Genomic DNA, 21,121 nt, shown 5'->3' on the forward strand with positions numbered 1-21,121 from the left:
TTCGAATAATTATGAGGTCTATACCACCCGGCCAACGGCGACGATTGTTGTAGCCGATACAACACTGACCATTGGCAAGACATCGCAGATAACGATCACATTCTCAGAGGCTGTGTCGGGTTTCGATAATGCGGATCTGACGGTTGCAAACGGTACACTGAGTGCTGTTCAATCATCCGATGGGGGTGTGACATGGACAGCAACGTTAACACCTCAAGCTAACGTGAGCAAATCAATCAACGTTATCACTCTACAGAATAATGGAGTGTCCAATGGTTACGGTAATGCAGGACAGGGGATAACGGAGTCCAATTCGTATTCCGTTTTCACTATACAGCCCGTACAATCCACAAGTCCGAGCAGTCCTTCTGTACCAATGGCTCCGATAGACAATACAGTTACTTCAACAACGGGTAAAATAACCGTTCCAATGAATAAATCAGGGTTGGTTAGCTTGGGCAAAGAGATTCAAATCTCCATTCCAGCGGGGGGATCACCTCAAGAACTTACATTATCGATTGATAAAGTGCCGAATACCGAAACGTTGCTAACCAATAAAGAGATTCTGGTCAGCTCGGTATTTGAGCTTATGAAGAATTTCAAGGAGAACTTCCTCAAGCCGGTCAAAATGACATTTGCATTTAATTCATCAGGACTTGAGAGTCATCATTCAGCAGCTGTATTTTATTATGATGAAGTGAATAAGGCATGGGAGAAAGTGGACGGAGGTATTATAAACGGGAACCAAATCACAGTCGAGGTCGATCACTTTACGAAGTATGCAGTCCTTGTTGTAGATAAAACCAGCGGAAAGCCCATCTTGAATAAGCCAGTTGAACCGACGACAGAAACTGGCTTTAGCGATATCTCGGGACACTGGGCAGAAGCAAGAATTAAACAAGCTTTAAGCAGCGGTATGATTACCGGTTATCCGGATGGAACGTTCAATCCGGGGAAAAACGTCACACGTGCCGAGTTCTCAGTCATGCTGATGAGTGCGTTGAATTCACAAAAAGCAGGAGTGGAACTGGTATTCTCAGATAAAACCGAAATTGGAGCTTGGGCCAAAATGGCAGTCTCGCAAGCCGTGCAAGAAGGCATTCTTAGCGGTTATCCGGATGGCACGTTCCGGCCAAACGCCAATATAACACGTGCCGAGATGGTAGTGATGGTTGCGAATGCGCTCAATGTATCTACTAAAGACAATGCTGCAACGTCTTTTTCAGATGAGAAATCCATTCCTGTTTGGGCAAAAACATCTGTGGCAGCGCTGAAGGAACTTGGCCTTGTCGAAGGTATGGGTAACAACGATTTCAATCCTAAATCACCATCCACCAGAGCAGAGGCTGTTGTTATATTAATGAACTTGTTAGATAAAACCACAGCAGAATAGTAGTTAACCGAGAAACAGCTTTACCTCTATAGAGAGTAAAGACATTGGGGTGAAAGATACGTTTGCGGTTGAGTGCTCCTGAGCTATTATATCAAGGAACTAAAGGCACCCTGTAGGGTGTCTTTAGTTTTATCCAGTAGTGACCATGCATCTCCACTATCAATCTACCAAACTTTTTTACATACATTTAATATAATCTATGACTTTTGTGAATTGAACTATGGTAAAATATCTCAGGATCTAAAATTGGAGAGGGGTTTTTTCATTCATGTCTTGGAAAAAAGTTTTGGGTAAAAGCACACTGCGTGTAGCCACTGCTGCACTGTTACTCACGCAACTATTGGGCGCAGCAGGCTCGGTCTCTGCCGCAGGCAACGATGTAGAAGTACACTTGATTGGAATCAATGATTTCCACGGTCAGTTGGATACGACATCCATTGTGGGTGATAAGAAGGCAGGATCGGCTCCAATTCTAGCAACCTATCTCAAAGAAGCTCAGGCAAAATATGAACATTCCCTACTCTTCCATAATGGAGACTCTGTTGGTGCATCAGCTCCAGTCTCATCTATGGATCGTGACGAGCCTACGATGGAATGGATGAACATGATGGGATTTGATGTAGGGTCTCTGGGTAATCATGAATTCGACCAAGGTATCGCTGCTTTGAAAGCACAGATCTTTGGTGGCCTTGATCCAAAAGAAGGTAAAGTAACTCATGCTGGTGCAAAATTTGATTACGTCAATGCTAACGTCATTGATACCGCTACTGGCAAAACATTGATCCAGCCGTATGTGATTAAAGAGGTAGGCGGCGTCAAAATTGGATTCATCGGATTAGTAACGAAGTCTACACCTGCCAAAGTATCCCCATCGGGTACAGCTGGTGTGCGTTTCTTAAGCGTAGAAGAAGAAGTTGAAGCCGTTAATAAATATGCGAAAGAGTTGCAAGATAAAGGTGTAGAAACGATCATTGTATTGGCACATGATCCGGCAACGACTAAAGAAGGCGTAACTACTGGAGAAGCAGCTGATTTGGCAAAAGCTCTCCCAGCAGATTCCCCTGTTGACGTTATCGTTGCAGGCGATAATCATGCTTTGGCTAACGGTGAAGTGAATGGAAAGTTGATTGTTCAAGCGTATTCCTATGGTACGGCTTTTGAAGATATCAAATTGATGATTGACCCTGCTACCGGAGATGTAACTGAAAAATCAGCTACGGTTACAACGACTTTCCAAGAAGGTGTAAAAGAAGACCCTGAGACGTTGGCTATTATTAAAAAATCATTGGATAAACATCCTGAGCTAACGAAGCCAGTAGGTACAACAGATGGTTCCGTCACTCGTACAGATGCTTATAATAACGAAGCCCCTCTAGGAAACCTGATTGCCGATGCAATGCGTCAAGCAGACTTTGGTGATAAAGCAAGCGCTGCTGACTTTGCATTTATGAACCCAGGTGGTATTCGTGCGGATCTGCCACAAGGCGATGTGACCTTCGCTGATCTTGCGAAAATCCAACCGTTCGGCAATACTTTAGTGAAACTGGAGCTGACTGGCGAACAGGTTAAAACCTTGTTGCAGCAGCAATGGGGTACCAATGCTGACGGTACACCTAATACCAAAACACTTCAAATCTCTGGTTTGAAATACACTGCAGATTTCAGTAAGCCGGTCGCGGAACGCGTTACGGGTCTTAGTCTTGAAGATGGAACAACGATTGATCCTGCAAAAACATATACGGCTGTAGTTAACAACTTTATGGCTGCAGGTGGAGATAACTATAAAGTGCTGCTGGATGCTAAATCATCTTTGGCAGGTCCGATCGACCTGGATGTATTCTACCAGTACATCGTAGATACGTATAAAGGCGGTAAAATCGAAGCTAAAAATGAAGGACGTATCACAAACCTGGCTGCATCTACCGAGCCAACAGAAACACCTGTATCTACAGAGGTCATCTCTCGTGCTGAATTTGTAAGTGCGCTGGTAGACCTGTTGAAACTGAACAAAGTAACGACAGCACCTGCATTCAAGGATGTAGCGGCTAATGCGACCTATGCAGATGCGATTGCTGAAGCTACGCAAGCTGGATTCATTCAAGGTTACGGCGGGAACTTCTACCCGGAACGTGATATTACTTTGGAAGAAGCAGCGACGATTTTGGCAAAATTGGTGAACAGCCCGGCATCTGAAGCAAATGCGGCAACAATTATTGCTGCTTTCGAGGATGGGAAATCCGTCTCTGCTTACGCAATTAATCCTATGGCAAAATTGATTGACAAAGGTATTCTGGGTGGAACAGACAAAAAGTCGCTTCAACCTAAACAAGGTCTTACTACGAAAGATGCCAAAGCTTTAATTGAAAAGGCAGTTGCAGCTAAAGCCTCATAATGTTGAACTTCATGTATTCATAATAAATATCAATTAAATAAACGACGAGGTCCATTCAAAGAAGGAGAATGGACCTCGTCGTTTTTAAGTTTTATTTGTGAGAATAAGCGATAATGCTTTCCAGCCATTGAATGATTATCATTTCGCGTTGAATTGCATAATCCAACACCAGATAATCTCCGAAATGCTCACTGTCCGCAGAAGGAATTTGACTATATCTTTCTTTTTTTTGTTGAAGATGTGTTAGTCGTTCCTGATGTTGAATCAGTTGATGATCCACCAGCTGTAATCGGGTTGCAGCATCAAGATGATGAGAGAAATACATTCGAAGCCGAAACACGTCTTTGGGCGTGGGTTCAATAGGCTCTTCTTTTTTCAACCATTGAACAAAATCATGCTTGCCTTTTTCCGTAATGGAATACAGCTTTTTCTCCAGAATTTCTCCACTAATTTGAATCTCGTACACGATCAGTTCCTCACTCAGCAATTTTTTCAACTCTGGGTATATCTGACTGTGCTTTGCTGTCCAAAATTCACCCAAATCCTTACTAAACTCTTTGCCTATATCGTAACCGGTCATGGGTTCCTTAGACAACAAACCTAATATTGCATATTTTAAAGTTCTCATAAGGCCCACCTTCTCTAGATAAATACGTATGAATTTTGTAATTATAACATAACTAGCCAATGAACCTTAATATAGATACAGATTTGAACGAACACGTTTATCAATTCATATAAATATGTACATGTTTTCATTGATATGATTTTTTGCCTGTGGTACTATTTAACTCGAAAGATAGTGAATTAATTCACAATATAAACATGAGGGAGAAAAGATCTCAGTGGAACTGACAAAAAAGAGATGGATTATTCTGATTGCAAGCTGTTTTATCAATCTGTGTATCGGCTCGATTTACGCATGGAGTGTATTTGCTGCACCAATGGCAGAGTATTTGAGCGGCATTACAGGACGTCTTTTAACTCCGGGGGATTTGGCTATTGCCTTTACAATCTGCAACTCGGTAGGGCCAATTACGATGATATCAGGTGGATGGATTAATGACAGGTTTGGACCGAAGAAAGTCATTTTGATTGGAGGCTTGTTATTCGGGGGCGGCATGATTCTGTCCGGATTTGCAACGTCTGTAGGATTTCTGGTGTTTGCTTATGGGATCGTACTCGGCTTGGGAACAGGGATGGTTTATGGGTGCACCATTAGTAACTCAATCAAGTTTTTCCCGGACAAACGGGGACTGGTCGGCGGTGTAACAACGGCTGCGTATGGATTAAGTTCTGTTATTATCCCTCCGATTGCCAATGCATTTATCAGTAATTCTGGGGTAACCTCTGCATTCTTTGTTACGGGTACTTCATTTCTTGTCATTGTCTGTGCCGCATCTTTCTTTATTGAAAAATGCCCATCCGATTTTGTTCCGTCAGGCTGGACACCTAAGACAGTCAACGTTAATTCATCTTTAAAAGCAGATAAGAACTGGAAGGGGATGCTAGCAAGCCCGCTATTTTACGTCATGATTCTGATATTAATAAGCGGAGCTTTTGCTGGTCTAATGTGTACGTCGCAAGCATCACCTATAGCTCAGAAAATGGTAGGTCTGTCTGCCGCAGCTGCGACAACCGTTGTTTCTGTCTTGGCTCTGTTTAACACGGGTGGACGTATCCTTGCGGGATATATTTCCGACAAAATTGGTCGAATCAATACGCTGGCAGTCGCTTCGCTCTTATCAGTAGCAGGACTCATCTTGCTGTATTTATCAGGTGGTAGCAATGTTGTGACATTTTATATCGGTATCTCTGCCATTGGATTGAGCTTTGGCTCCCTGATGGGAGTATTCCCCGGATTTACAGCCGATCAGTTTGGAGCCAAAAATAATAGTGTGAATTATGGAATCATGTTTATTGGATTCGCAATAGCAGGATACTTCGGGCCTTCGATTATGAGAAATGTATTCAGTGCAGACGGGAGTTATCAAAGAGCCTTTGTCATTGCAGCCATTCTGGGGTTGTCCGGATTTATTCTCACCTTTGTATATAAGTGGGTCGTCAAGTATCAGGAGAGAGCAGCTCATAAGAATCAGAAGGTTATCATCTAAAGTTTACGATATATCAGCTATAAGGAGTATGAGACCATTTGCTATATCCCCATGCAGGGTGTGTTTTTTGAATAAGGAAGCAGACATTTTTGATCATATGATGAGGTTAAATCGACAAATTGATGTTTCTATGATAGGGTGGAGGCATCCCATAGGCATTCTACTCTTCGGAGTAGAGTGCCTTCATGTATATTATGGGAGCTTACATTAAATGTATTTTAAATTCAATTGGATCGGTTATGGAGGTGGTGATGCTATGTTTCTCTCTTTAGCCCCAACAGGGGATGGTTGGATGAGTATGAAAATTGTGAAAATATCATTTAATAAAAGAGGAGCGAACATAGCATGACTACTCGTTTTCAAGCGGAGAACCGCATTCCATTAAATCCATCTCGGCTTAGGGATCTACGTAAATCCGGGCGTTTTCCAGGCGTTGTCTTTGGCAAAAATACGGAGAATCAGATGATTCATATTCCAACAATAGAATTTCAAAAATGGTTGAAGCAAGGAGCATCTGGTTTTATTGAATTGCAGTTTGAAGAGAAAGGCGCATTGACCGTATTGTTGGAAGACCTCCAACGTGATCCGGTTACACGAGATTTGCTTCATGTGGATTTTCAACAGGTGCAGACGAATGAGATCATGCGCACTAAAATTCCCGTCAAGTTCAACGGCACACCGATCGGCACAAAACAGGGCGGAGTCGTGCAAGTTCAATTAGCTTCTATTGAAGTGGAGGCCTTGCCGAGACACTTGCCAACTTCGATTGAATTTGACATTAGTACGATGGAACTTGGAGAAACGCTACATGTAAGTGATGCAACATTTGCAACAGAAGTAACGGTGATCTCTGAGGGAAATGAATCTCTTCTCTCTGTAGTTAAACCTTAACGATACCGAGTATGAACTACTAGAATAAGTCAAAATTAGCCGTACAGATAATAATCTGCACGGCTAATTTGTGCTTTCATTCGCAAAATCCAGATGTAAAGTAAGTAGACTCAGGACAGGTGCTCACTATAATGGAAATAAGATACATATACAGGGCGGTAGGCCAAAAAAATGGACAAATTAAAGAACGGCGGATTCTATACACTGAAGTTTTTCATAACTCCTGAAGAGTTGAAAGGTCTATTACAGCTCTTCGAGCAGAGACAGGTGCAATTCCATCATACCAATGCTGCCCGGACAGAGCATGATCTTAGTCAGGTGTATGAGGCGTATCAGACGTTCTATCAGTATTATGTGACAGGAGAACAGAGAAACGATGTTCGTCCCTTCTTTATATATTCCATTTCTGTTGCGTTCGATCGAGAAAGTTCAGGATTTTTTGTGAGAAATGAAGGTGTTTCTTTCCCATATCACGGACATTGGGCAGAGGATGAACTGCCGTGCATCATGCTTTCTTTTCCAAAAGGCGTTCAAGTTAATTTGGAAGATGAAAAAGGAAAATACTATATATATGAGGATATCCGGGGTCATAAGCCGCTAACCTATGCGCTTTTCGATGAAATTAGAGACTCTATCAAAAAAATGACAAAACCTCTTCGCTTCTCAGTCCATGATACCGATGCAATGAAGGAACAGAAGCCCTCGGTGCGTATAAGCCAGGATGCAATGCACGACTTGAGCCAATCCTGGATTTTCAATAAATATGGGCTTGTGATTCATGGCAAATAGGTAGCAAGCATGGTTGGCGGAGGCGGCAGAACAGAAGCATCCGTATTCGGGAACTACGACCATCTACGATATTCCATATCGACTTGATTAGCTCGTTACAATGATAGTAACCGTAGATCTATAATTCTCGAACCACCTTTGTACAGTGAAGGGTGGTTCTTTTCTTGTTTTCCTTGTATGAGTTACGACATCAAACGCCCCTCTCTCAACCATCGGACAAACACACTTTCTCGGTCTTGTCCACTTCTATCCCTGACCAAATCCAAATCCATTGCATCTAATAAACTATCAAAATAAAGGAGGTTTTGAGAATGGGAAATAGAAGAGTTCGGAGTTATCCCCCGGTTCGAATTTACAATTCCACACCATTTAATGCTACAGGAAGAGTAGAGTATGCATCTCTCTTTTGCAGCGATGACAACTATGCGGTACAGCGTGATGAGACTTGGCAGGCTTCTTCACGTGGAGTGTGCTTGGTGACAAGAATTACGGCAACGGTTAGAACACCGAGTGGCAACATCGAAGCTGAACCATATACGTCCTCGGGCACATCTTACAGCCAGTTTGCCATCATACAGGTAGGACCAAACCGTTTCCAGGTTACTCGTGTAGTAAGTACACCGAGACGAGGTTGCCGGAAGTAAGAATGAAGGATACGAACGTAATCTGAGCTGTAGTCCCCTTCAACCCAAAGAAAACGACTCGCCCAATCTACTAAGGGCGAGTCGTTTTCTTATCATGAAATTTAGAAATGGCGAATCAATGCTTCTGATACCATAATATGCGGCGATACATGGAGGAATCTTTCAGGCGTCGGAAAGGGCGCAAGTCGGGTTGATAGTTACCTTCAATAATCCAAATCCGAGCTTTATTGTCGATTCCGATGTCAAAGCCGACCTGTCTAAGATCGGGGTTGTGTTCTGCCAATTGTTTGGCAGCGAGGAGTGCAGTTCGTTCTGCCTGTACCAGCAAAGTTCGACCTCCGACACGTGCGAGTTGCAGTGCCTTAAGCGCAGGTAAGGTACGGCTGGCCACATTCGTGACTAGATATCCTCGCGATGCGACCTTGGCATAAGCGCCAGTTACTTTCCACTTCGATGGAGCTTCCTTTTTGCGTTGAACCATGATTCGAAGATCAAACGGTTTGTTACGGATTCGAGCCAGGTGCAGGCGTTGCTGGACAATGTAGGTACGATCTTTATAGGATTTGTCGAGCCATTCAAGCAGCTGATCTGTATTCAGCAGGGTAATGGTATGATTCTCATTCTGAATTCGATAGGTGTTGGAACGCTGACGTTCAATGAACACGATATCCCTTCCATAGCTTCCATTGCAAGGTTTCAGGACTAAGCCTGGGTAGTGTAGGAGCATGTTTGTTAAGGATTCCTTCTCAAGAAGCTGTGTTTCGGGTAACCGCTTGGCGAGTAAGGGCACACTGTGGAGCGTGCGATACTGCAACCATTTGTCTCGTTGAAATAACATCAGATCACTGCCTTTTTAAGGGTCTAACCTCATTCTAATTTATATAAGTCATCCATATAAGCTGTCATTGGTCTAAATTGGAGCGGAAAGTCACTGAATTTCAGTGCATACTTTACCAAGGTTCATGGAGATTCGAGATTGCAAACTTGTTCGTTTACTGTCCAACCCTACGATGGTATACTCACAATATTCAAACCAGAATTTTGAGAAAATATGTCGAATTGAGGCTTAATTAGGATGATGACAACTGAACAAAAGGACGGAACAATCATCCTTATCCCATCGCTGGAACCAGATGAGAGACTTCTATCCTATGTCCGTCAATTGAGAGACTATGGATTTATCAATATTGTCATAGTAGACGACGGATCGGGTGAGGCATATCAGCCCATCTTCGAGGAACTTGGAGAGAACGGATGCGCGCTGCTGAGACATGCGGAGAATCAGGGCAAAGGTGCTGCGCTCAAGACAGGCTTCCGTTATATTGCACAGCAATATGGAGCGGCTTCTTTTGTGGTTACTGCCGATTCGGACGGGCAGCATGCAGCGGAAGATGTATACCGTATAGCTCAAGAAGCCAGGCTTCATCCAGACTCGTTGGTGCTTGGTGTAAGGAATTTTAGTGAGGGGGACATACCGCCAAAGTCTTTGTTCGGCAATCGGATGACCTCCTTTATTTTTGCCATGCTCTATGGCAAGAAACTATCCGATACCCAGACAGGACTTCGTGCATTTGGTCCAGGGCTGCTTGCGTTTATGCAGGATGTGCGCGGTATTCGATTTGAATATGAGCTTCAGATGCTCATCTCGTGCATTCAATCCGGCATACCGATTCATACCATGCCCATCCAAGTCATCTATGAAAATGGCAATGCGGGAACTCATTTTAAAGCGATTCAGGATAGTGCTCGGGTCATGGGGGTGTTGTTCTCCAACTTCCTGCGGTTCATTTCATCGTCGGTGGCGAGTTCCGTTGTTGATCTGGGTATTGCCTGGTTTTTGATCGACGCGTTGCGGCCCGTACTTGGTGAGCAGCACTATCTAAGAATTCTGCTTGCAACCGTGATTGCGAGAGTGATATCCATTGTGGTCAACTATGTACTGAACAGACACTTTGTATTCCGTAAGGAAGATAGTCAGGGCAGTCTATGGCGCTATCTGACGTTATGTGGAGTGGTGATTTTGCTGTCCAGTACCGGCGTATATCTATTCCATACCGTTCTCTTCGTAGATGAGAAATTGGCGAAATTCGTCTGTGATGCCTTGCTGTTCCTGCTCAGTTTCCAATTGCAGCGAAGATGGGTATTTGCAGCAAGGAGGAAGCAGTTGTAGTGCAAAACGAAAAAAGACAGAATATCTTTTTTATCATCACGATGATTTTGATGTCGATATATCTGGTATGGCGTACGTTCTTTACATTGCCGTGGGGTGAAGGCGTGCTGAACGTCATCTTCGGTATACTGCTGATTTTGGCTGAAGCGGTCACCGTACTGACCACCTTTGAATTATTCTTTCAGAAGATGCAAAAAGAACGTACACAGCTCGACTTTCCAATCGTTCCGCCGGAGTATTATCCGGATGTGGATGTATTTATTGCTACGCATAATGAACCGGTTGATCTGTTATATAAAACCGTTAATGCCTGTACGTTCATGGATTACCCCGACAAGCAGAAGGTTCATATTTATCTCTGTGACGATGGAGCAAGACCTGAGGTGGAGGAGCTTGCCAGACAGTTTGGTGTGGGATATCTGGGGTTCCCCGGAAACAAGGATGCCAAGTCTGGTAATCTGAACAATGCCCTGAGCAAAAGCTCTTCTCCGCTCATTGCAACGTTTGATGCAGATATGATTCCACAGCACACCTTTTTGATGAAAACGGTACCCTATTTCATGCTCTCCACGTTTATTAAGGAGAATGAGGAATGGCGTCTTCGCCGAGATGATGAGATGGACCCTACGTTCAAGCTTGGGCTGGTACAGACGCCGCAGAGCTTCTACAATCCGGATCTATTCCAGTTTAATCTGTATGCAGAGCAAGGCATTCCGAATGAACAGGATTTCTTCTCCAGAGAAGTGAACATCCTGCGTAATGCCTCCAATGCGGTAGCCTATACAGGCAGTAATACAATCATTTCCCGGCAGGGTATGGAAGACATCGGAGGTTTTCCGCTGAATACCATTACCGAGGACTTTGAGACAAGCATCCGCTTGCAACAGGAAGGTTATATTACCTATGCAACGCAAGAGGTTCAGGCTGCCGGGCAGACAACAACAACAGTGAAGAGCATGATTAAGCAGCGGATTCGCTGGGCAAGGGGCATTATTCAGAGCCTGCAGAATACGCGTGCACCCGTATCCGGGAAGCTTCCTTTTTGGACGAGAGTGACTTACTTAAGCAGTTTCTTATATTGGTGGTCCTTCTTTAACCGGTTGATTTTCATTTTGGCGCCTATTTTGTTTGCGTTATTCGACTTCCAGATTGTGAACACAACCTTCTGGCAGATCTTAATATTCTGGCTTCCATCCTATTTCTTCTACAGTGTATCCATGCGATATCTGTCCAGCAATATTCGGAATCAGCGATGGAGTCAGGTTATCGATACAATATTTATGCCTTATCTCATCTGGCCTGTTCTCCTGGAAACGGTGGGCATTCGCGAGAAAAAATTCAAGGTTACCAACAAAAGCAGAGCGAACGGTCGACAATGGATGTCTGCTCTGTTATATGCACTTCCGCATATCTTCCTGCTGTTGCTCTCCATTGCAGCCGTGATTCGGTATGTCAACGGTAAGTACGGGATCGCGCTGTTCTTCAGCAGTATCATTATTTTCTGGCTGGTTCATAACATGATCGCGCTATGTTACGCCTTGTTCTTCATGATTGGCCGTCGTGCGTATCGGGAGACAGAACGGATTCGGGCACAGGAAGATGTTACGATTCACGACCAAGCCAACAATCTGCGATATCAGGCCAAGACGGTGGATGTATCCGAACAAGGGATAGCCTTCTATGTCCCTTATCCCATTTATTTGGCGGAGCAGAAGGTCATCTCTCTGATTGTCAAAACCGAGCGATATGAAGCCAATCTCGATGCAGTTATCGTGTATGTGAAACAGGATGGAGAGGGCTGGCGTTACTCCGCAACGGTTCAGCCAGTCGATGAGAATGATAACCGCCAATACATGCAGATCATCTATGACCGTAAACACTCATTGCCAGAGCAGATGAACATGTGGGATACGGCTTATGACGATATGTTACGTAATGTGAAAAAACGGATTGTACAACCCAGATCGGATCAGCGGAAAATGCCGCGGCTTTCCCTTCAGCTTCCAGTTCATTTCACGAATGGTGCCAGCTGTACGCTGCGCAGCTTCAATTATCGTTTCTTCTCCGCGAAGGAATTTCATGGTGATATTGCGGCAGGAGCGGTCGTTACTTTTTATACGAAGAGTAATATTGAAGTCATCCTGCAACATACGGGAAAAACGACAGTCCGTGAGCGCGAAGTACTCCTTTCGGTGGAGAATATCGATGATATTGTGGAGAAGGGCCTGATCGAGCAGTTGCTGACGGATCTGATTGAGCCACATTCCGATCGTTCCACCAGAGAAGGTTAGGGGAGATAATAATGCTCATTGTGCTTCAATTTGTGATGGGAGTTTTATTGATAATCTCCTTTGTTGGTTATATGCAGTTTGTTCGGAAGACACTTGCACTACGGTGGGAGTTTATCCCTGTATTTGTGTTTTCTGTGATAGCCTGCATCGTATATTTTGCTGGCTTGGCAGGTCAGCTCTTTATTGGAAGTATTATTGTGTTGATACTAGGCTTGTTTCTTTTTAGAGGTACGCTGGTTCGAGCTATCCGACAAAGGACCAAGCCGATTGTATTGTTCTCGTTATTTCAGTTTTCTTTTCTGGGCGGAACGTTCATCTTTTTGCTGGTTCTGTTCCAAAATGAATTGACACACTACGATAATTTCTCGCACTGGGCTATCGTTTTGAAGCAGATGCTGAGTACAAATGCCTTTCCGACACCAGACTCCAGCCTGATTGATTTTAAAAACTATCCGCTGGGGACTTCGTCATTTATTTATTATGTCTGTCGCTTCATGGGGCATTCCCAGTCCGTGATGCTTTTGGCACAAGGTCTGCTTATCTTTTCCTGTTTTTATGCCATGTTTGGTATCGTTTCAGAGAAGAAACGCTTTCTTCTGTACGCGTTTCTCGGACTCGGGTTATCAACGCTTTCTTTTTTCAACCTTACGATTCGGATCACCAATCTGCTTGTGGATTTCTTGCTTCCGATCTACGCGCTCGCGATCCTGGCGGTGATTTACCAATATCGGAATGAGATCAACAAGGCCTGTATTGTTGTTCTTCCGCTGGCGGGATTGCTGACGATCATCAAAAGCACAGGGATTATTTTCGCCGCGATCAGCCTGATCTTCCTGGTGTATACATGGCTGAGGAATGGGCAGCGCTCGAACTGGAAAGTCGGACTGGCTGTGCTGGGTACCCTTGGCGGTTCATTCCTTCCGTATTTCGGCTGGAGCTGGCGAATGGCGACGGTATTTCAAGGGGTTGATAACAAGTTCGAGGGTACAGCCGCGGTGATCAAAGCGGGCAAGACGGGAGAACAGAAATGGGAGATTCTGACGCTCTTCCTGAAATCAAGCATGGATATCACGTCCAGGCCTGTGCTCGGCATTGTAGTTTTCCAGCTTATCGCGATCGGAGCTTCGATATTTGCCGTTGTTGTGCTCAAGAAGAAGTGGAATTTATGGAAAGCTTTAATTGCGTTGGACGTTGTACTGGTACTGTACTATGCAGGCATACTGGCGTTATATCTCTTCTCCATGCCGGTCGATGAGGCTATTATCCTGGCAGGATTTGAACGTTATGCATCGAGTATCGTGGTCCTGTTCGCCGGTGGGTTGGTGTTGTGCGCTGCGATTGATCTGGAGCGTTCATTCCACTATCGGATTGGTGAAGTGCCTGATTATCAATCCTTTAAGACGGTCAAGACGAAAGGTCATTATCAAAAAGGCATTATCGGGTGTATGGCGGTTGCAGCCACCATTCTCTTGTCTGAATACAATGGTATCGTGTCTATCGCCAAAAGCTATGATACAACGCTCCCTTACAAGATTCATGCGGTTACCGGTGATCGGTGGTATCCAGGTGGGCAGGAGGATAACAACCGATATCTCTTTTACGCCTCAGATAAGGACCAGCAGGTCACGAACTATTACATGCAATATGTAGGGAAGTATTTCTTGTATGCTCCACATGTAGACGGGATCGTGTTGTTCTATGAGGATAATATGGACAACCTTCTGAGCAGTTACGATTATCTGGTGGTTGTCGAAACGGATCTCAACGCAAAATATTTGTTGAAAAAGCATTATGGCATCGACATGCAAGAGGGTATCTACAAAATCACCCGTTTCGGCGATCAGATCGTTCTTACGTTGACTTGAGTCAGTGGGTGAAGTTGTATTCCGGACAGTCGAACTGGATAGGCCCCGTATTGGAGGAGTGTGCAAAAACACACTTAAAAGCTGTACGGACATCATCCGTATGGCTTTTTAGTGCTCGTCAAATAAGATACAATGATACTTGTAGATAGCGGAAATCCGCATTGAAGAGAAGCTTCCATGATATTATGTTGGGGCCGTATCCACACGTCTAAATCCATCTCAAAGTGGTGAACTCATGAAGGAACTGCACAACCCGATTAATCGGAAAACGTATTACATTTCCATGCTAACCATCATTGCTCTGATGTTATCTGGATTAGTCCTGTCCACGACCGAGTTGAACGGGATTACCGCGGGGTATGTGATCCATTGTCTATGTGTTACCGTGCTGTCGGTATGTTTATTGATGTATCCAAAGGTAGAGACATTTCCCTTTCGATTAAGCATTATTCTGATTGGATTCGCTTACTTCTACACGCTTGCTTTTTTATATCCCCAGTCATGGACCACCTATATTCTCATCTGTCTTCTTCCCGCCCTCGCCATCCTGTTCTATGATCTGAAATTGTTCTATTGCTCATTGACTCTTAACGGGATTATGATTCTCATTACGTTTGGCTACAATCTTCTGTATAACCAAGGAAACGAGTATGCGTATTTACATACGGATGTGGTAGGCAATTTTATTAATATTATGGCGAGTCAAATCATTCTCTTTCTTATTTTTCACCTGACCTTTTCTCGGATGAGAAAGCAACAACTGTATTTTGAACAATTACAGCAATCGGAACGTTTGAAAATGATTGCCCATTTAACTGCTGCTGTTGCCCATGAAATTCGAAATCCGGTGACGGTTGTAAGAGGTTTCTTGCAGTTATATCGAGAAGATACATCTTTTGAGCAACCGGTGAGGAATAAGTTTGCTTTAATGATTGATGAACTGAATACCGTCGAGCAGGTGACCTCCCAATTCCTGACCCTTGCCAAACCCAATAGAGAACTAAGGCCAGAGAAGGTCGATGTTAAAGAGGTTCTTGAAGGAGTAACGGGTCTGCTCAGCTCCTACGCGATGTTATCGAATAAACATATAGAGGTACAGGTGGAAGAGGGCTGTCTAATTCTCATTAATACCATTGAGTTCAAGCAGTTACTGATTAATCTTATCAAAAATGCGTTAGAAGCTTCGGATGCAGGTACGACCGTCCAAGTGACAGCGAAGCGAGTGAAGCAGTGGGTGGAGATGCAAATAACGGATCAGGGAAGCGGCATGACAGAAGAAGAGTTGAAGTCGCTGGGGACTCCGTTTTATTCATTGAAAACCAATGGGACGGGACTTGGTTTAATGATCTGTTACAGTATCGTGGAAAAGTATAACGGGAATATCGAATACCGGAGCGCGAAAGAGCAGGGCACCTCGGTGACTATTCGCTTTAAAATCGATTAGGCTTAATAATGAGATAGCGACAGTTGGGACAAAGTGATCTTTCTCACCACTGCCGCTATTCGCCTATTGCGTGTGAAGGAATATCCTTTTCCGAACGAACCAGTTTCCTCTGAAGAGTACATAGATGAACACCTTGGACAGTGCTGCAATCACTGAAGCCAAAGAAACAATGGCCCCACTTGCATGAAGAACGAAATAGGGATGAGATAATACCCATGTAATTTATTCCAGATCATGGTATATTCCTAGTATTAAATAATGTAGGGAGATTCTATATGCATAATCAATTCATCAAAAGGTTGATCGTTTTATGTATGGTTTTTGTATTATTACCGGCAACGAGCGTTTTGGCTGCGTCGTCACTTATTAAGGACCCTGTCTTGGCCAAAGTGATTCGAGCAGATCTGAAGCTATCGGCTAAGAAGGCAATAAAGGCTGGCGATTTGAAAAAATTAAAATCCATCTATGCTATGGAAACGAAAAATAAGATTTCCAACTTGCAAGGTCTTGAATACGCCGTTAATATGACGGATCTATTCTTGCCTGGTCAAAATATAAAAAATATTAAGCCACTCAACAAGTTGAAGAAATTGACGTTCTTAGCTGTTGAAGGCAATCAGATTACAGATATCTCACCGCTTTCAGGCCTCACTAATCTGCAAAATCTGGTTATGGACAATAACAAAATCAAAAGCCTGGCTCCATTAAAAAGTATGCCTAAGCTGACCAGTCTGCTCGCCAGTGGGAATCAGGTGAGTGATCTTAGTCCTCTACAGAAATTAAAGCTGGAATGGATCATTATGAATGATAATAAAATTCAGGATCTGACACCTTTAAAAAATCATCCGACCTTGGAGTATCTTTATGTAGAAGATAATCTCATTAAGGATATTTCAGTGCTCGAAACCATCCCGCATCTGACAGAGGTATATTTGGCGAACAATCCGTTGAATGATCGAGCAGAGCAGGTTGTGAAAAACCTGGAGAAGAAAGGCGTCGTTGTAAGTTTGGTAAGCGAAGAAGCGGATCAGGCGAAGTAGTTTTGATTAGATAAGATGTATATGTACATGTAAGAAAAGGTTAATCCCTCATTATATTGAACAAAAAGAAAGAAGGCCGCAGATATTCTCGCGGTCTTCTTTAAGTGTGTTGGACAGAAACGCTCGGTAACAACTTACCGGCCGTCCCACAGCAATATTACTCCACTTCGATCTCCTTCACCGTCTCTCCCTCAACCAGCGTTGGTTGATAGTAGGTGTTCGTTGGCAGATCTTTTTTGCCTTGCAAATTCTTGATTACCCAGTCGGCAGCATCACGGCCCATTTGTTCTTGGGGATGGGTTAGCGTGGTGAGCCGAATGTTGGCGTTCTTGGCGATATACGAATTGTCCTGACCAATGATGGATAACTCATCCGGGATCGAGATACCCAGTTGCCTGCAAGCGTGCACGACCTCCAGCCCCACCTCGTCGTTATAACAGACGATTGCGGTGAGCGAATCCCTGTTTTCGTCCAGATACGTGGCTACATTGGAAGATAACTCTGGTTTTGAGGCGGTATCAAAGGAAAGTACTTGTTCCGGGTGGAACCGTAACTTCGCTTCACCCAGCGCTTTGATGTACCCCTTCATTCGGTATTTCCCTTGCAAATCATCCATTTTCGCAATAATGCCGATTTGGGTATGACCCTTGGCGATCAATTCCCGTGTAGCAAGATAACTGGATTGCACGTCATCCAGGCAGAAGAACGGAACCTCCAACTCTTCATAGAACGCATTAATCATCGTAAACGGTACATCCTGCTCCTTGAATGAGAGGTAGTACGCAATATTGGGATTATAGAGATTACTTTTGGTCGGTTCGACAATCAGGCCATCCACACCGTAGGAGAGCATCATTTCGAGTGCTTTTTTCTCCTGTGCCACATCATTATTGGTGCTGGCCAGCAGTAACGAGTAGTTGTCCTCATTCAGACGACTCTCAATGCCGCGAATAATGGAAGGAAAGATATAATCGGAAATGTACGTCGTGATCACACCAATCGTTTTCTTGGATGTATTACCGCCTGAGCGTGATCGATACTGATTGCTAACGTAGGTGCCTGACCCCTTTTCGCTTCGTAAAAATCCCTCATTAGATAACTCCAAAATAGCCTTCCGTACCGTCTGGCGACTTACGGTGTAGCTTTCCTGTAATGCCAGCTCGGTTGGAATCTGTTCGCCTATGCTATATGTCCCTGAAAGGATATGACTTTTTATATCATCAATGATGACCTGGTATTTTGGCTTCACGTAGTCCACTTCTTTCATCGTTACTCATCTATATTAACGTCGTTATTCCAATAGTTGTACGTACATATTCTAGCATGATTCAGATGGGAAGCAAATAAAACCGAACATTTTTTGAAATAAACCGTACATATCCGGCTTTTTTCATGGAGGTGTACCTTACAGCATAGCCGTTTTATAGCCGTATAAGACCTTTGAATGGTCAAATAGAGTACAATATGTGTTCTTTGTAAGTATAACTATTATATATTATTGACAAATGTACGTACAAAAAATATACTAAGGCTGTCAGAAAAGGAAAGCGCATTCTTTTAAGAAGACAGATTTTTTGAACCACCTTTATACCAAAATCGTGATTAGTCACTGCCATAAGTAGAAGTTTCACCTTATATATGCATCCTATGGGATGTGAAATCGCGACCGGAGAGGGGATACACGTGATTATGAGTCAACAGGACTTGAAAGAAGCCATTACCAATGGTGCTACTTCACTCGGGATTGAATTTGGATCAACGCGGATTAAGGCGGTGTTGATTGACGAGCGTTTTGAGACCATTGCGTCAGGCAGTTATGAATGGGAGAACCTTCTGAAAGACGGATATTGGACGTACAACCAGGAGGATATCATCACAGGTCTGCAGACGGCTTATCGTGAGATGAAGCAAGAGGTGGAACAGAAATACGGAATCACGCTGAGAACAGTCGGTTCGATCGGATTCTCAGCCATGATGCACGGATATATCGCATTGGATAACGCGGGTGAACTGCTGGTACCTTTCCGCACCTGGCGTAACGCGACGACGGGAGCAGCTGCAAGGGAGCTAACCGAACTTCTGCAATTCAATATTCCGGAACGTTGGAGCATCGCCCACTTGTACCAAGCGATTTTGAACGAAGAAGCGCATGTGCCACAGATCGATCACCTGACCACTCTGGCTGGATACATCCACTGGTTGCTGACGGGCAATAAGGCGATTGGCATCGGCGATGCTTCAGGCATTTTCCCCATTGACGAGTCTACACATAATTACCACCCAACCATGATCCAACAGTTCGATGAACAGATCGCGGGCAAAGGTTATCCATGGAAAGTCGAGGACCTTCTGCCCAAGGTATATCTCGCAGGTGAGAATGCAGGTGCATTAACGGAAGCGGGAGCCAAGTTGCTCGACCCTTCGCAAGATCTGCAAGCGGGTATTCCGCTCTGTCCGCCAGAAGGTGATGCCGGAACGGGTATGGTGGCAACAAATAGCGTGAGAAAACGTACGGGGAACATCTCTGTGGGAACATCCGTATTTGCGATGATCGTACTGGAGAAGGAATTGTCCAAAGTGTACCCCGAGATTGATATGGTCACCACGCCGGATGGCAGTCCAGTAGGGATGGTACATGCCAACAACTGTTCCAGTGATATCAACGCATGGGTGGGACTGTTCCGTGAATTCTCTCAAGCGATGGGATATGAAGTGGATAACGGCAAGTTGTTCAGCGTGTTGTTTAACAAGGCTTTGGAGGCAGACCCGGATGGTGGCGGCTTACTCAGCTACGGTTACTACTCCGGTGAGAACATTACGGGACTTGAGAAAGGCCGTCCCTTGTTCGTCCGCTCCCCGGAAAGCAACTTCAATCTGGCAAACTTCATGCGGACACATCTGTTCAGTGCATTCGGTGCACTCAAGCTGGGCATGGACATTTTGACGGAGCAGGAGCAGGTGTCGATTGACAGTATTCTGGCCCACGGTGGCCTGTTCAAAACGCCTGTCGTCGGACAACGGATTGTAGCTGCTGCGATGAACGTACCGGTATCGGTAATGTCTACCGCTGGTGAAGGCGGCGCATGGGGCATGGCACTTCTGGCTTCGTACATGATCAACAAGGAACAAGAGGAGAGCCTGGATGTGTTCCTGGAGCAGAAGGTCTTTAACGATGTTGAGGGAGTCGAAGTGGCGCCGGATGCATCGGATGTGAAAGGGTTTGAAGCATTTATCGAACGGTACCGGAATGGGCTCACAATTGAGCAATCAGCTGTAGATCATCTGGTAGAGAACGGGAGGGAATAACATGTTAGAACAACTGAAAGAAGAGGTATTCCAGGCGAATCTGGAACTGCCCAAGCACGGACTTGTGAAATTCACATGGGGTAACGTCAGTGCAATTGATCGGGAAAGCGGTCTGTTCGTCATTAAACCAAGTGGCGTTAGCTACGATGTGATGAAAGCAAGCGACATGGTTGTGGTTGATCTGGACGGTAACGTGGTGGAGGGTGAGATGAGACCTTCCTCGGACACCGCAACACATGCCGTACTATATAAGCATTACTCGGAGATTGGCGGCATCGTGCACACACACTCCACATGGGCGACCATCTGGGCGCAAGCCGGACTGGACGTACCTGTAATGGGAACAACACATGCGGACACGTTCTATGGAGCGGTGCCTTGTGCACGTTTCCTGAACCAGGACGAGGTGGATCGCGGATACGAAGCGGAGACAGGGCGCGTCATTATTGAAACGTTTGAACAGCGCGGGATTGATGTTATGGCGGTTCCTGCAGTACTGCTCCATGGTCACGCACCATTTACGTGGGGGAAAGATGCCAAGTCAGCCGTGGTGAACAGTGTCGTGCTGGAGGAAGTGTGCAAAATGAACCTATATGCGCGCCAATTGAATAACTTCGCCAAGGAACTGCCGCAAGGCATTTTGGATAAACACTATCTGCGTAAACACGGAAAAGACGCGTATTACGGACAGAAGTAATTAGGCTATAACAGTGATTGGAAGCATGTTCTGGCTTCCAAGTGGTTTAGTGTGGGAATGACTTGTTCAACTATACTTTTTACAC

At 44.6% G+C, this 21,121-nt stretch carries 16 protein-coding genes; 13 read left to right on the plus strand and 3 right to left on the minus strand.

Annotated features, from left to right (window positions below):
- Together ACE3K2_RS24490 and ACE3K2_RS24495 are read left to right on the plus strand one after the other, a co-directional pair.
- Nucleotides 1-1,393: S-layer homology domain-containing protein (locus ACE3K2_RS24490; protein ID WP_421896106.1), on the plus strand; the 1,393-nt coding region annotated here is incomplete at its 5' end.
- A 268-nt stretch (nt 1,394-1,661) separates the two neighbouring features.
- The gene (locus ACE3K2_RS24495) at nt 1,662-3,785 is read left to right on the plus strand and encodes a 5'-nucleotidase C-terminal domain-containing protein (protein ID WP_421896109.1); all 2,124 of its coding nucleotides are present in this window, start codon (nt 1,662-1,664) and stop codon (nt 3,783-3,785) included.
- A 91-nt stretch (nt 3,786-3,876) separates the two neighbouring features.
- Here the strand turns inward: ACE3K2_RS24495 and ACE3K2_RS24500 are convergent, their stop codons facing one another.
- Nucleotides 3,877-4,413, minus strand: a complete 537-nt coding sequence (locus ACE3K2_RS24500; RefSeq protein WP_421896112.1) for a PadR family transcriptional regulator — start codon at nt 4,411-4,413, stop codon at nt 3,877-3,879.
- A 217-nt stretch (nt 4,414-4,630) separates the two neighbouring features.
- Between ACE3K2_RS24500 and ACE3K2_RS24505 the strand changes: the two genes are divergently transcribed.
- The 4 genes from ACE3K2_RS24505 to ACE3K2_RS24520 all read left to right on the plus strand — a co-directional run bounded on the left by ACE3K2_RS24505 (nt 4,631) and on the right by ACE3K2_RS24520 (nt 8,223).
- A complete protein-coding gene (locus ACE3K2_RS24505) occupies nt 4,631-5,899 on the plus strand; it encodes an L-lactate MFS transporter (RefSeq protein ID WP_421896115.1) in 1,269 nt (422 codons plus the stop codon).
- Nucleotides 5,900-6,244: 345 nt separating this feature from the next.
- Nucleotides 6,245-6,790: a 50S ribosomal protein L25 gene (locus ACE3K2_RS24510; RefSeq protein ID WP_421896118.1), complete on the plus strand. Its 546-nt coding sequence runs from the start codon at nt 6,245-6,247 to the stop codon at nt 6,788-6,790.
- A gap of 171 nt (nt 6,791-6,961) precedes the next feature.
- Nucleotides 6,962-7,579 carry a hypothetical protein gene (locus tag ACE3K2_RS24515; protein ID WP_421896121.1) on the plus strand — a complete coding sequence of 206 codons (618 nt, stop codon included), beginning with the start codon at nt 6,962-6,964 and terminating at the stop codon, nt 7,577-7,579.
- Between the two features lie 311 nt (nt 7,580-7,890).
- A complete protein-coding gene (locus ACE3K2_RS24520; protein ID WP_421896124.1) occupies nt 7,891-8,223 on the plus strand; it encodes a hypothetical protein in 333 nt (110 codons plus the stop codon).
- A gap of 115 nt (nt 8,224-8,338) precedes the next feature.
- Here ACE3K2_RS24520 and ACE3K2_RS24525 read toward each other — a convergent pair whose 3' ends face one another.
- A complete protein-coding gene (locus ACE3K2_RS24525; protein WP_421896127.1) occupies nt 8,339-9,061 on the minus strand; it encodes a YheC/YheD family protein in 723 nt (240 codons plus the stop codon).
- Between the two features lie 237 nt (nt 9,062-9,298).
- On the opposite strand from ACE3K2_RS24525, the gene ACE3K2_RS24530 reads away from it, so the two are divergent.
- The 5 genes from ACE3K2_RS24530 (at nt 9,299) to ACE3K2_RS24550 (ending at nt 17,033) form a co-directional block, all read left to right on the plus strand.
- The gene (locus tag ACE3K2_RS24530) at nt 9,299-10,393 is read left to right on the plus strand and encodes a GtrA family protein (protein WP_421896130.1); all 1,095 of its coding nucleotides are present in this window, start codon (nt 9,299-9,301) and stop codon (nt 10,391-10,393) included.
- Entirely contained in the window at nt 10,393-12,684 is a 2,292-nt protein-coding gene (locus ACE3K2_RS24535) for a glycosyltransferase family 2 protein (protein WP_421896133.1), read from the plus strand. Before ACE3K2_RS24530 ends, ACE3K2_RS24535 begins: the two co-directional genes overlap by 1 nt.
- 11 nt (nt 12,685-12,695) lie before the next feature.
- Complete coding sequence (locus tag ACE3K2_RS24540; protein WP_421896136.1) at nt 12,696-14,549, plus strand: hypothetical protein; 1,854 nt, start codon at nt 12,696-12,698, stop codon at nt 14,547-14,549.
- Nucleotides 14,550-14,784: 235 nt separating this feature from the next.
- Nucleotides 14,785-15,993, plus strand: a complete 1,209-nt coding sequence (locus ACE3K2_RS24545) for an ATP-binding protein (RefSeq protein ID WP_421896139.1) — start codon at nt 14,785-14,787, stop codon at nt 15,991-15,993.
- A gap of 275 nt (nt 15,994-16,268) precedes the next feature.
- Complete coding sequence (locus ACE3K2_RS24550; protein ID WP_421896142.1) at nt 16,269-17,033, plus strand: leucine-rich repeat domain-containing protein; 765 nt, start codon at nt 16,269-16,271, stop codon at nt 17,031-17,033.
- Nucleotides 17,034-17,190: 157 nt separating this feature from the next.
- Here ACE3K2_RS24550 and ACE3K2_RS24555 read toward each other — a convergent pair whose 3' ends face one another.
- Nucleotides 17,191-18,282, minus strand: a complete 1,092-nt coding sequence (locus ACE3K2_RS24555; protein WP_421896841.1) for a GntR family transcriptional regulator — start codon at nt 18,280-18,282, stop codon at nt 17,191-17,193.
- A gap of 440 nt (nt 18,283-18,722) precedes the next feature.
- Between ACE3K2_RS24555 and ACE3K2_RS24560 the strand changes: the two genes are divergently transcribed.
- Nucleotides 18,723-20,339 carry a xylulokinase gene (locus ACE3K2_RS24560; RefSeq protein WP_421896144.1) on the plus strand — a complete coding sequence of 539 codons (1,617 nt, stop codon included), beginning with the start codon at nt 18,723-18,725 and terminating at the stop codon, nt 20,337-20,339.
- 1 nt (nt 20,340) lies between these two features.
- The gene (locus tag ACE3K2_RS24565) at nt 20,341-21,036 is read left to right on the plus strand and encodes an L-ribulose-5-phosphate 4-epimerase (protein ID WP_047840995.1); all 696 of its coding nucleotides are present in this window, start codon (nt 20,341-20,343) and stop codon (nt 21,034-21,036) included.
- The last annotated feature ends 85 nt before the right edge of the window (nt 21,037-21,121 follow it).

The sequence above is a fragment of the Paenibacillus sp. genome (assembly GCF_048976745.1).
Classification (GTDB): domain Bacteria; phylum Bacillota; class Bacilli; order Paenibacillales; family Paenibacillaceae; genus Paenibacillus.